The following is an 11,422-nucleotide window of genomic DNA, read 5'->3' as shown; positions in this document are numbered from 1 at the left end:
TCTCTCTAGCATTTGTGTTTGGGTGTTTTTCACACCCGCCGCTGACACGTGTTTTTTTCACACAGACGCTTCACATAATTATCTTCAAACAAACTCGGCTCAGGCTGCCAGCACCTCCTGCAGGGCCGCCGCCTCGCGCACCCGGCGGGTCGTGCCGCCGCGCCCCGCGACCGCGGTCACCTCGGCGATCGGCCCCTTGGCACCGCAGCGCCGGGCGCAGTCCGCGCCGAGCGCCAGCAGCTCGCCCGCCTCCCGGCCGGGCTCCCCCGCCAGCAGCGCCGGCAGCAGTCCCGCGAGCACCGACCAGACCGTCCCGTGCGCACCGGTGTCGGCGGCGGCGCGCAGCGACTCCACCAGGCGGGTCGGCCGGACGGCGCCGAGACCGATGAGCGCGGCGGCCTCCCGGCCGAGCAGCGCACCGTCCAGGTCGCCCCGGGCGGCCAGCACCAGCAGCGCGTCGACGGCCGCCGTGCGGTCCTCCCGGTGCCGGGCGGCCAGACCGTAGGCGACCGCGAGGTGCACCGCGAGCCCGGCCGGGCCGCCCGACTCGGCGAGGTACGGCAGCACCCGGGCGCGGCCGCGGACGTCCTGGTCGGCGGCGGAGGCCACCAGGTGCAGCAGCTGCGCCGCGGTCACCTCCCGGTGGTGCGGCAGCACCGCCGCCCAGTACGCGGGCGGCCAGGGCGACCAGTGCCACTCGCTGCCGCCGCCGGTGAGCGGGCGGAGCAGCCGCCCGGTGTCCGCCGGCAGGCCGGCCGCGGCCGGCGAGCCCGGCAGGGCCGCCAGCCGGCGGGCCGGGGCGGGCCGCCACGCGGGCCGCGGCGAGGCGGACGGCGGCTCGACCGGCTCGGACGACCGGTGCGGGAGCCCGCCGGTGCGCAGCCAGCGGGCCAGCCGCTCACCGTCCGGCGAGGCCGTCCGCGTCACCGCGGCCACCGCCTGCGGATCGTCGGGCGGTGCGACCCGCAGCAGGGCCTGGGCGAGGTCGACCGGCCCGGCCGTGACGCCGAGCCGGTGGTAGCCGGCGATCCGCTCGGCGAGGACGTCCGCCGCCAGGGCACCCGTCCCCTCGGTGGGCGTCGCGAGCAGGTACGGGAGCGGACGGACGGTCAGCCGCAGCACCGCCTCCTCGATGCGCGAGACGAGGTGCAAATCGAAGGCCGTACCGGTGCGGCGCAGGCCGGTGTCGCGCCCGCGGGACACGGCGTGCGCACGGGAGGGGGACAGCATCCCGGCGGCCGCCTCGGCGGCAAGCCGCAGCGGGTGCCAGGAGTTCTGCCGCAGCACCGGGGCGAGCGCCGCGGCCAGCCCGGCGCCGTCCCGGAAGGCGTGCCGCACCAGACCGTCCAGCACCCGTTCGAAGGCGACCGGGTCCTCGTCCCCGGCCAGGACGGCGCCGAGCTCCTCGGCCAGCTCGGCGGCGGTGGCGATCGGCGGCGGCACCGGGCGGGGCTGCGGCACCGGCGGCAGCAGCTCCCGGTACGCCTCGGCCGCCACCTCGGTGCCGAACAGCTCGGCCGCGCGGGCGTGGTGGGCCGGGTCGAGCCCGGCGGCGGCCTCCCGGAGGGCGGGCAGCACGGCCGGTCCGGCGGCCGGCAGGTGACGGGCGACCAGTTTGAGCGCCTGCTCCTGGAGGCCGCGGTCAGGGTGGCCGAGCGCCGCGGCGGCCGCCAGCACCACCGGGCCCGAGCGGCCGCGGTCGGCCCGGGCGGCGCGGTCCAGCCAGCCCAGCTGGGCCCGGACGAGCTTCTTCTCCGGCCGGAAGAGCACGGTGGCCGAGGCCTCGTCGAGCACCTCGGCGGCGAGCCGGCCGGCCCGTTCCAGGTCGGTGAGCACCTGCTGGGCGTGGCCCGCCACGGTCGACGGGCCCTCCAGCAGACCGAGCAGGGTGCGCACCCGGGCCGCGTACTCGTCCTCGTCCGGGGCGAGCCCCCGCAACACCGCGAGGAAGGAGCGCTGCTCGGCGGGGCGGCCGCCGCGCAGCAGCCGGGCGAGGCAGCGGTCGACCAGGTCGGCGCGGTCCAGCACCCCGTCGGCGGCCAGCCGCGCCAGCACGGCCGGCCAGCGCTCCGCGTCCGTCCGGGCGGCCCACGGGCCGTCCAGTTCGGAGCCCAGCTCGGCCACCTCGAACAGCCGCGGCGCCAGCACCGGGGTGAACGGGTCGGTCGCCAGCCGGGCGTACAGGTCGGTGCCGGGCGGCAGCGGGCCCCGCTGGTCCGGCCGGGAGCGCTCGCGCTGCCACTGGAGGACGAACGGGTCCGCGGTCGGCACCGGGCAGCCCAGCCCGCGGATCAGGTGCTCCAGCACCTGGAAGTGCTCGGACCAGCCCCAGCCGGGGGCGCGCCGCTCGGCGAGCCGGGCCACCACGACGGCACGCCACTCGGCGGGCTGCCGCTCGACCACCATGAGCAGCGCGGGGTGGCGCCAGCCGCCGAAGTTCTCGAAGACCCGGCTGCCCAGCCAGTCGGCGGCGGCCGTCGGCGCGGTGTGGCAGCCGGCGCCGGCGACCAGCAGCGCCGTCCAGGAGCCGCCGGAGCCCGACCAGCGGTCCCGCAGCTCCGTGCGGCGGGCCCGCAGCGCGGGCAGTTCGGCCCGCCGCTGCTCGGGCGTCAGCCCGGCGAGCAGCGCGGCCACCGCGTCGGCGTCGCCCGCGCGGACCAGATCCATCAGTTCGGTCACCGGGTGCCCCCCGGCTGCGCGGCGCGGGCCAGGCCGACCGCCAGCACGTGCTTGCACGGCCCGCGCCCGCCGCGGTACTTGGCCCACCACAGGCAGGTGCAGCCGAGCGCCCCGCCGGCGCCGGTGCGGACGTGCTGCACGTGGTCGCCGACGGCGACCACGGCCCCCTCGCCGCCGAGCCGGACGGCGCCGGCCGCGACCAGCGCGCGGGCGGCGGTCAGCCGCGGGTTGTGCGCCTCGGCGCGGCCCGCCGCGTACGGCAGTGCGCGGTGGAAGTAGGCGGCCTCGGCCGGGTCGTAGCCGATCTGGCCGGCCGTGCCGAGCCGGGTGAGCGCGGCCCGTACCCGGGAGACCGGGATGCCGGCCTGCTCGGCGAGTTCGGCCGGGTCGATCCGCGGCTCCCAGGCGAGCAGCGCGGCGACCAGCTCGGCGTCGTCGGCGGAGCCCTCCGCGGCGAGCGCGTCCAGCACGCCGCCCTCGCCGGAGAAGCCGCGCGCGGTGTCCGGGGAGAGCGTGAGCGTCAGCCGCATCCCGGGCAGCACGACCTCCCAGCCGGAGGCGGCCGGGCCGCTCGCCCGGGCCGGGCCGTAGACCCGCAGGGCGAGCGCGTGGCGCAGCACCCGCTGCAGCGCTGCCAGTCGCTCCGGGCCGGGCAGGCAGACCGCGCCGGGCACCGGCCGGCTGGTCGGGCGCAGCGTGCGGCCGGCCGGGACGACCCAGCCGGCCGGCCCGGGGCGGCCCCCGGTGCGCGGCAGCGCGCGCAGGAAGCGGACCGCCTCGGCGGCGGGCAGTTCGGCGCGCAGCTCGAAGCCGGCCGCCAGCACCTGGGTCTCGGCGAAGCCGCGCAGCCACCGGTCGGGCAGCGGCACCTTCTTCTCCACCAGTGAGCCGTCGAAGGTGGTGACCTCCAGCGCCTCGGGGCCGACCGCGAGGTGCAGCGGGTCGCCGCCGCCGAGCCGCGAGAGGCTCTCGCGCAGCGGGTTGTTCACGTCGACGTTGGTGGTGCCGTGCCGGACCTCGCCGCCGTCGAGGCCGTCGGCGAGGACGTCGAGGCGGGCGTGCACCCCGCAGCAGCCGGAGAAGGACTCGAAGCGCAGCCGGTCGCCGTCGGCGGTGACCACCGGGTCCAGCGAGGCGCGCAGGAGCGGGCGGTAGTAGCGGGCGGCGGCGACGTCGGCCACCGCGAGCAGGGCGGCCGCGGCGGCCGCGGGCGAGGTCAGGAAGCCGCTGAAGAACCGCGGGTTGGCGGCCGACCCGAGCGGGGTCGCGCCCCCGGAGGTCTCCAGGGCGAGGCTGCGCCCGGCGGTGCTCTGGTGCACGGCGGAGGGGCGCAGATAGGCGTACGTCTGTACGGCTTGCGTCATGCCGAGGACGCTAGGGCGGAGGACTGACAGGGCATCGGAATCTGGAACCTGTTCTCGTCCTCGCCCGCCCCGTCAGTAACCCAGGTCACACCGCCGTCCGCAGGCGATCTGTCAAGATGGCACCGTGACGAACGCCATGGACCGGGACCTGCCGGGCGATGATTCGGTCGCCCCGTTCATCGACCTGCTGCGCATCGAGGAGCTGGACGAGAACCTGTTCCGGGGGCAGTGCCATGCCGGCGCGCCGATGCGCGCGTTCGGCGGGCAGGTCGCCGCGCAGGCCCTCACCGCCGCCGGGCGGACGATCGGCGGCGGCCGGCTGGTGCACTCGCTGCACAGCTACTTCCTGCGCCCGGGCGACCCCCAGCGCCCGATCGTCTACCAGGTCGACCGGGTGCGGGAGGGGTCCTCGTACGCGACCCGCCGGGTGACGGCGGTTCAGCGCGGCGAGGTGATCTTCACGCTCTCGGCGTCGTTCAAGCGGCCCGAGGAGTCGCCGGCCCGCCAGCGCACGATGCCGCCGGTGCCCGGCCCGGAGGACCTGCCCGACCCGTTCCTGGCCTGGGAGCGGGCCGACCCGGAGGACTACGCCAAGTCGACCGGCTTCCGTGCGCTGGAGATGCGCTTCCTGCCCGCCGACGCGCCCGGGATGCCGCCCGAGGTGCCGGGCGTGCCGCAGCAGTTCGTCTGGCTGCGCACGGGCACCCCGCTGCCGGACGACGACCCGCTGCTCCAGGTCTGCGCGCTGACCTACCTCTCCGACCTGACCCTCGCCTCCACCGCCGCGCTGCACCTGCAGCCGCACCGCTTCGGGCGCCAGGAGCCCAGCCGGCTGATCCTCGCCTCGCTGGACCACGCGATGTGGTTCCACCGGCCGTTCCGCGCCGACGAGTGGCTGCTGTTCGCCCAGCGCAGCCCGTCCGCCTCGGACGGCCGGGGCCTGGCGCACGGCGAGTTCTACAACCGGGAGGGGCTGCTGGTCGCCTCGGCCGTCCAGGAGGTCCTGGTCAGGGAGAATCGGGACGTACGGTAACGGTCGAATCCGGGGTGGATCGCGTCATACCCGCGCGAAGGCCCGGCCCGTATCATGGTGAGGGTGACCAAGGTTGACCTGTCACCACGTCCGATGGAGGCGATGTCGCCCCGTCAGCTCGAACGCCGCGAGAATCTGATCGCGGCCGCCCTCTCCCGGGTGACCGAGATCGGCGTCGAGCGGATCCAGATGCGGCAGGTGTCGGAGCGCTCCGGAGTGGCCCTCGGCACGACGTACCGCTACTTCTCGTCCAAGGACCATCTGCTGGCCGCCGCGATCGCGGAGTGGCACCGCTCCCTGCTGACCGACCTGGTGGCGGAGCTGCGCGGCCGGCGGGCCGGGCTGTCGGCGAGCGACCGGATGGTCCGCTTCGTCCGGCACGGCATGCGCGCCTACCAGCGGCAGCCGGAGCTCGCCCGGCTGCGGGTCGCGGTGGCGGCGTCCACCGACCCGTTCGCCAGCGAGGCCCTGCAGGCGATGGCGCGCGCGGACGGCGCGGCGCTGCACGCGGTCATGATCGAGGTGCCGCCGACCGCGGGCGACGTCGTGCGGCACATCGTCGGCCACGCCTGGCAGGGCGAGCTGACCGCCTGGGTGACCGGGCGCACCACCCTCGACGACGCCAGGCGGCGCCTGGAGGACGTGGTGCGGCTGGTGCTCACCCCGTACGAGGCCGCCTGAGCCGGGCCCCACAGGCCCGAACGGGTGAACCCGGCCGGCCCGGGGGAACCGCGCACTCCGCTGTGACCTGCACGGATACGCGGTTTCTCCGAGCGCCCGCCCGGACTTCATCCGCGGTTGGCCGGCGTTTCACACCCGGCTGCCATGCTCACGGCCATGAAGGCACCATCCGACCCCGCGCGGCCGCAGCCGCGCTTCCCGCTCCCCCGGCGGCACCGCCGCAAGATCGCGTGCGCCGCGGTCGCCGCCTCCGTCGCCCTCGGCGGCCTGGGCGTCGGCGCGACCGCGGAGGCCGTCCGGCAGCAGGCGCCCTCCGCGAGCGCGGCCGCGCGCTGACCGCCCGGGGCCGGGCCGGCGGGCCGACGAGTGGAAACCCCCCGGCCGCGGGCCGATACTGCCGTCAATGGCAGAACCCTCCTCGACAAGGGGGTGGTCCCATGGCCACCGGCACCGTCAGGGCGTACCACAGCAACCACGGCTACGGCTACATCACACCCGACGACGGCGGACCGGAGCTCACCGTCTACTACGACTCGATCGTCGACGCACCGGGACACGTCCTGAGCGACGGCCAGAAGGTCGAGTACGACCTGACGGTGCAGGAGTTCCGCGAGGTCGCCGAGCGGGTCCGGCCGATCGACTAGCCCCCCGCAGGAGGTCAGGCGAGCCGCTGGCGCGGCATGTGGAGGCCGGCCGGCCGCGAGTGCCGGCCGGTCCCCGGCAGCGGGTGCAGCTCGGCCTGCGGCGCGTAGCGGGCGGCCGGGGCGCGCAGCACCCAGTTCCGGCCGGCCGGGGCGATCAGCTGCATCGCGTGCAGCAGACCGAGCACGTCGCGGCGGAGCGCGGTGCGGTCGGCCAGGTAGTCGGGGCCCGGCCCCTCGGGCAGGCCGACGTCGTCGGTGATGTCGCCGAGGGCGCCGTCTATCAGCGCGTCGGGGACGAGCACGGCCGGCGGCGCCGCCTCGTCCGGCAGCGGACGCACCTCCTCGACCAGGCACTCGGCGAGCAGCAGGGCGGTACGGGCCAGCGGGTCGGCGCCGGGGGACGGCAGATCGGTGAGCTCGTCCGCCGGATCGAGCAGGGCGACGCCCTCGGAGCGGATCTCCGCCTCCAGCCCGAGCAGGTCGGCGAAGAGCTCCGCCTCGGCGGACAGCCGGCGGCGCAGCCAGGTGCGCTCGGGCGCGGCGAGCTCGTCGAAGAGGACCACCGGGGTCTCGGCCAGCCGCCTGCGCACGGCCGTCCCCGGATCGGCGGGGCACGCCTCGCCGGCCGGCCGCGGCACGGCGATCAGCCGGGCGATCGCGGGGTCCACGGCGTCCTCGCCCTCCCCGGTGACCACCCGCCACTCGGTGAGCAGCCGGCGCACCTCGGGGCGGCCGAGGTCGGCGGGCAGACCCTCGGCGATCGCGGCGAGGGCCACCGTGAGGGCGGCGTAGTCGTCGGGACGGACGCCCGGCAGGGCGCGGCCGGGCAGCACCGCCTTGTGCAGCCGGGCGTACCCGGGCCCGAGGGTGAGCGGGTAGTCGAACAGCTCGATGAAACGTTCCCGCAGCCAGTCGGCGTGCCGCGCGATCAGCGGGAAGCCGGCGCCGTGCGGGCCGTCGGCGGTCACCAGCGGCTGCGCGAGCAGCAGCCGGGCGGCGGTGCGGCGCTCGCCGGCGGCCGCGCCCGGTACGGAGCCGCGGGCGCGCTCGGGCCGGCGGTGGCGCCCCGGGGCGCCCTGCACCGGGACCCGAAGGCCCGGCTCGTCCCGGCGGGCGCGGCGCAGCCCGCCCGCGGACCTGGCACCGGGCGCCCGGTGCACGGTGGGGCCGTGCCACCAGCTGGCGGCGGCAGCGCCGTCCGCCCCGGCCGGGCGCCCGCCGAGGTGACGCGCCCCGTACAGCCCGTAGACCGCGGTGAACAGCTCGTGCGCCCCGGCGTCGTCCGCCTCGGCGAAGCGCCGGGCCAGCACCTCGGCGGGTCCGGACAGCCCTGGCAGCGCCTGGACCGTGAGCTGCCCCGCCCCGCCCAAGCGCCCGACCGCGATGCCGCCCGCCACCTCCCCGGTGCCGGCCGCGTACTCGTGCTGCTCCATGTCGGCCACCAGCCTAGACGCTGGGCGGCGCGGCACGGGCCCGCCCGGGGAGGTCCGCACGGGATCCGCCGTACGCACCGGTAACCACCCCTTCCACCTGGGCGTCCGTTCCCCTATCGTCCTCGCATGCCGAACCTGCCCGACGTCGTGCTGTGGTCGATACCCGCCTTCGTGCTGCTCACCGTCGTGGAGATGGCCTCCTACCGCTTCCACCCGGACGAGGACGAACAGGGCTACGCCTCCCGGGACACCGCGACCAGTCTCGGCATGGGCCTGGGCAGCCTGCTCTTCGACGCCCTCTGGAAGATCCCGATCGTGGCGGCCTACTCCGCGCTGTACGCGCTGACCCCGCTGCGGGTGCCGGTGCTGTGGTGGACGGTGCCGCTCATGCTGCTCGCGCAGGACTTCTGCTACTACTGGTCGCACCGCGGCCACCACGTCGTCCGGGTGCTGTGGGCCTGCCACGTGGTGCACCACTCCAGCCGGCACTACAACCTGTCGACCGCGCTGCGCCAGCCCTGGACGGGGGCCACCAGCTGGGTGTTCTACCTGCCGATGATCGCGGCCGGGGTGCACCCGGCGGCGCTGGCCTTCTGCTCCTCGTTCAACCTGGTCTACCAGTTCTGGATCCACACCGAGCGGATCGACCGCCTCCCCCGCGGGATCGAGTACGTCTTCAACACGCCGTCCCACCACCGGGTGCACCACGCCTCCCAGGGCGGCTACCTGGACCGCAACTTCGGCGGCATCCTGATCGTCTTCGACCGGATGTTCGGCTCGTTCGCCGCGGAGACCGTCCGGCCGGTGTACGGCCTCACCAAGAACATCACCACCCACAACCCGCTGCGGGTGGCCACCCACGAGTACGCGGCGATCGCCCGCGACGTGGCGGCGGCCCGTACCTGGGGCGACAAGGTCCGCCACCTCGCCATGGGGCCGGGCTGGCAACCCGACCCCGACCGCACCGAGAGCCCGGAGGGCGTGCCCGCATGACCATCACCCGACGACTGCGCGCCGCCCGCGGCCTGGTCACCGCCTACGCCGCCACGTCGGCAGCCCACCTCGGGGCGATCGTCACCGGCGCGTCGGTGCTCCAGAACGCGACCAAGCCGGCCCTGATGCCGCTGCTGGCGGCGCACAGCCTGGCCTCCTCGGAGCGGGCGCCGCGGCTGCTGGCGCCGGCGCTGCTGGCGAGCGCCGCCGGCGACGTGCTGCTCCAGCTCGACGGGCAGGCGCCGTTCCTGGCCGGCATGGGCGCGTTCGCGGCGGCGCACGTCTGCTACGTGACGATGTTCGTGCGGATGGGCGCGCTGGACGACCGGCGGCGCAGCCTGCTGGTGGGCGCGGCGTACGCGGCGGCCTGGGCCTGCATGATCACCGGGCTCTGGCCGGGGCTGGGCGGCCTCCGAGTGCCGGTGGCCCTCTACAGCCTGCTGCTCGCCTCCACCGCGGTGACCTCGGCCGGGATCGGCCTGCGGACGGGGGTCGGCGGCGGGCTGTTCCTGCTGTCGGACAGCCTGATCGCGACCAAGCTGGCGAGCTGGCCGCAGCTGCCCGGCCACGACTTCTGGATCATGGCGACGTACATCGCGGCGCAGTACCTGCTGGCCTCGGGCACCGTCCGGGCCGCCGCGGCCGCGGCCGCCGACCGGGCCGGGGAGTCGGACGGGCCGGTGGCGGCCGGGGCACGGCTCAGCGCCCCGGCGTGACGCCGGGGCGCTGAGGACGGACGGCTGCGGGAGATCTGCCCGGCCGCCGCATCAGTCCTGCGGGTCGCCGTCGGGACGGCGGCGCAGCAGCCAGAACCCGCCGAGGCCGGCGGCGACCAGGGCGCCGCCCGCGGCCAGCTGGGTCGGGCCGGCCCCGGTGACCGAGCCGCCGACGCCGGTCTGCACGCTGCCGTGCGGCTCGGTGGCGCCGTGGTCGTCCTCGGTGCCGCCGCCGGCGGAGGCGGGCATCAGCCCGACGCTGCCGGAGAACTCGTCGCCGTTCGGGCACTTGCCGTCCACGCCCCAGTCGGAGGACTTGGCGGACTGCTCGGCGGTGAGGGTCAGCTCGGTCGCGGAGACCAGGGTGATGGTGCCGGAGTACTTGCCGTCGGAGCCCGCGTTGAGCGTGACGGAGCCGCCGGTGAACGCCTTGGACGTGGCGGTCACGGTCTTGGCGCTCTTGTCCTTGCAGGTGACGCTGACGGTGACGGGCTGGCCGGGGGCGGCCTGGGCGGGGCTGACCCAGGCCGGTTCGACGGTCTTGGCCTGCGCCGCGGGTGCGGCGAGGGCGAGCAGCGCGGTCGATCCCAGCACGGCGGCGGCGGTACGCGGATGGCGCATGCCGGACCTCCAGGTTCTCGGGTGCGGCCGGGGACTGGGCCGTCCGCGTGGTCGGGCAACCGCACCCGGTCGCACCCGACGCTAGGCACCGCGCCCCGCCCCGGCCACCGCACGGGGACCGTTCGAGTCCGTTCGATCACCCGGGGTGACCGGCGCACCGGGCCCCGGCCCCGTCAGACCTCCAGATCGACGACGACCGGGGCGTGGTCCGAAGTGCCCTTGCCCTTGCGCGCCTCCCGGTCGACGTAGCTGTCGGTGACGGCGTCGGCGAAGGCCTTGTTGCCGTAGGTCAGGTCGATCCGCATGCCGCGGTTCTTCGGGAAGGCCAGCTGGCGGTAGTCCCAGTAGGTGTAGGGGCGGTCGTACTTGAGCGGGCGGGGCACCACGTCCTGGAGGCCGGCCTCCTGCAGGGCGGCCAGGGCGGCGCGCTCGGGGGCGGTGACGTGGGTGAGGCCCTCGAAGGCCGAGACGTCGAAGACGTCCTCGTCGGTGGGCGCGATGTTGAAGTCGCCGAGGACCGCGAACGGGCGGGGGCCGGCCGCGTCCTCCAGGACGGCGCGGCGCAGCACCTCCAGCCACTCCAGCTTGTAGCGGTAGTGCGCGTGACCGACCTCGCGGCCGTTGGGCACGTACACCGACCAGACCCGGACCGGGCCGCAGGTCGCGCCGATCGCGCGCGGCTCGACGTCGGGCAGCAGCGCGTCGTCGGCCTGGAACCCGGGCTGGTCGGGCAGGCCCCGGACGACGTCCTCCAGGCCGAGCCTGGAGAGCACCGCGACGCCGTTCCAGCGGCCGTTGCCGTGCGCGGCGGTCTGGTAGCCGAGCTCGGCGACCGCCTCGTGCGGGAAGGCGTCGGCGGCGCACTTGAGCTCCTGGAGGCAGAGCACGTCGGGCGCGGCGCTCTCCAGCCACTCCAGGAGCTTGGGCAGCCGCGCGGTGACGGAGTTGATGTTCCAGGTGGCGATGCGGACGGTCACGGCGGCGGCCTTCCCGGGTCGGAGGGGCAGGGGCGGGCGCCCGGGAGGCGCCCACCCCGAACATACCGCCCGCCGCCGACAACACCGGGAGCGTCGGCGGGCGGCCGGTCAGCGGCTCGGCCGGACCACCGCCGCCGCGCCGCCGCCCCGCCGGACGGGCTCGGCCGCGGCGACCCAGCGGCCGTCCGGCAGCCGCTCCACGCCGGTCGCGGCGCCGATCTCGGCGGGCGCCCCGAAGGACTGCCCGAGCGCCTCCAGCCCGGCGCGCGCGGGCAGCGCCA

The 11,422-nt window shown here is 76.4% G+C and carries 11 protein-coding genes; 6 read left to right on the top strand and 5 right to left on the bottom strand.

Annotation, left to right across the window (positions count from 1 at the left end):
• Positions 1-99 precede the first annotated feature (99 nt).
• A complete protein-coding gene (locus tag ACFV0G_RS21950) occupies positions 100-2,679 on the bottom strand; it encodes a DUF6493 family protein (RefSeq protein ID WP_380550315.1) in 2,580 nt (859 codons plus the stop codon).
• Positions 2,676-4,043, bottom strand: coding sequence for an SWIM zinc finger family protein (locus ACFV0G_RS21945; protein ID WP_380550312.1), 1,368 nt, complete (start codon positions 4,041-4,043; stop codon positions 2,676-2,678). The genes ACFV0G_RS21950 and ACFV0G_RS21945 overlap by 4 nt, the downstream gene beginning before the upstream one ends.
• Before the next feature lie 136 nt (positions 4,044-4,179).
• Here ACFV0G_RS21945 and ACFV0G_RS21940 point away from each other — a divergent pair, with 136 nt between their 5' ends.
• The 4 genes from ACFV0G_RS21940 to ACFV0G_RS21925 all read left to right on the top strand — a co-directional run bounded on the left by ACFV0G_RS21940 (position 4,180) and on the right by ACFV0G_RS21925 (position 6,401).
• The gene (locus ACFV0G_RS21940; RefSeq protein ID WP_380550324.1) at positions 4,180-5,076 is read left to right on the top strand and encodes an acyl-CoA thioesterase; all 897 of its coding nucleotides are present in this window, start codon (positions 4,180-4,182) and stop codon (positions 5,074-5,076) included.
• Between the two features lie 63 nt (positions 5,077-5,139).
• Positions 5,140-5,757: a TetR family transcriptional regulator gene (locus ACFV0G_RS21935; RefSeq protein WP_380550309.1), complete on the top strand. Its 618-nt coding sequence runs from the start codon at positions 5,140-5,142 to the stop codon at positions 5,755-5,757.
• 156 nt (positions 5,758-5,913) lie between these two features.
• Positions 5,914-6,093 (top strand): hypothetical protein, encoded by a 180-nt coding sequence (locus ACFV0G_RS21930; RefSeq protein WP_380550306.1) that lies wholly within the window; start codon positions 5,914-5,916, stop codon positions 6,091-6,093.
• Between the two features lie 101 nt (positions 6,094-6,194).
• The gene (locus ACFV0G_RS21925; RefSeq protein WP_380550303.1) at positions 6,195-6,401 is read left to right on the top strand and encodes a cold-shock protein; all 207 of its coding nucleotides are present in this window, start codon (positions 6,195-6,197) and stop codon (positions 6,399-6,401) included.
• Positions 6,402-6,415: 14 nt separating this feature from the next.
• Here the strand turns inward: ACFV0G_RS21925 and ACFV0G_RS21920 are convergent, their stop codons facing one another.
• The gene (locus ACFV0G_RS21920; protein ID WP_380550300.1) at positions 6,416-7,834 is read right to left on the bottom strand and encodes a DUF2398 family protein; all 1,419 of its coding nucleotides are present in this window, start codon (positions 7,832-7,834) and stop codon (positions 6,416-6,418) included.
• A 126-nt stretch (positions 7,835-7,960) separates the two neighbouring features.
• Between ACFV0G_RS21920 and ACFV0G_RS21915 the strand changes: the two genes are divergently transcribed.
• Both ACFV0G_RS21915 and ACFV0G_RS21910 read left to right on the top strand, forming a co-directional pair.
• Positions 7,961-8,827 carry a sterol desaturase family protein gene (locus ACFV0G_RS21915; RefSeq protein WP_380550297.1) on the top strand — a complete coding sequence of 289 codons (867 nt, stop codon included), beginning with the start codon at positions 7,961-7,963 and terminating at the stop codon, positions 8,825-8,827.
• Complete coding sequence (locus ACFV0G_RS21910; protein WP_380550294.1) at positions 8,824-9,543, top strand: lysoplasmalogenase; 720 nt, start codon at positions 8,824-8,826, stop codon at positions 9,541-9,543. Before ACFV0G_RS21915 ends, ACFV0G_RS21910 begins: the two co-directional genes overlap by 4 nt.
• A gap of 51 nt (positions 9,544-9,594) precedes the next feature.
• Here ACFV0G_RS21910 and ACFV0G_RS21905 read toward each other — a convergent pair whose 3' ends face one another.
• Together ACFV0G_RS21905 and ACFV0G_RS21900 are read right to left on the bottom strand one after the other, a co-directional pair.
• Entirely contained in the window at positions 9,595-10,164 is a 570-nt protein-coding gene (locus tag ACFV0G_RS21905) for a hypothetical protein (RefSeq protein ID WP_380550291.1), read from the bottom strand.
• 173 nt (positions 10,165-10,337) lie between these two features.
• Positions 10,338-11,141, bottom strand: coding sequence for an exodeoxyribonuclease III (locus tag ACFV0G_RS21900; protein WP_380550288.1), 804 nt, complete (start codon positions 11,139-11,141; stop codon positions 10,338-10,340).
• Between the last annotated feature and the right edge of the window lie 281 nt (positions 11,142-11,422).

The organism is Kitasatospora sp. NPDC059571, assembly GCF_042735675.1.
In the GTDB taxonomy this organism is placed as follows: domain Bacteria; phylum Actinomycetota; class Actinomycetes; order Streptomycetales; family Streptomycetaceae; genus Kitasatospora.
This window is presented reverse-complemented; position numbering and strand designations above follow the sequence as displayed.

Bases quoted from the DNA above. Each gene is read 5' to 3' on its own strand.
- ACFV0G_RS21920 (WP_380550300.1), bottom strand. From the start codon at position 7,834: ATGGAGCAGCACGAGTACGCGGCCGGCACCGGGGAGGTGGCGGGCGGC.
- ACFV0G_RS21930 (WP_380550306.1), top strand. From the start codon at position 5,914: ATGAAGGCACCATCCGACCCCGCGCGGCCGCAGCCGCGCTTCCCGCTC.
- ACFV0G_RS21905 (WP_380550291.1), bottom strand. From the start codon at position 10,164: ATGCGCCATCCGCGTACCGCCGCCGCCGTGCTGGGATCGACCGCGCTG.
- ACFV0G_RS21910 (WP_380550294.1), top strand. From the start codon at position 8,824: ATGACCATCACCCGACGACTGCGCGCCGCCCGCGGCCTGGTCACCGCC.
- ACFV0G_RS21940 (WP_380550324.1), top strand. From the start codon at position 4,180: ATGGACCGGGACCTGCCGGGCGATGATTCGGTCGCCCCGTTCATCGAC.
- ACFV0G_RS21925 (WP_380550303.1), top strand. From the start codon at position 6,195: ATGGCCACCGGCACCGTCAGGGCGTACCACAGCAACCACGGCTACGGC.
- ACFV0G_RS21945 (WP_380550312.1), bottom strand. From the start codon at position 4,043: ATGACGCAAGCCGTACAGACGTACGCCTATCTGCGCCCCTCCGCCGTG.
- ACFV0G_RS21915 (WP_380550297.1), top strand. From the start codon at position 7,961: ATGCCGAACCTGCCCGACGTCGTGCTGTGGTCGATACCCGCCTTCGTG.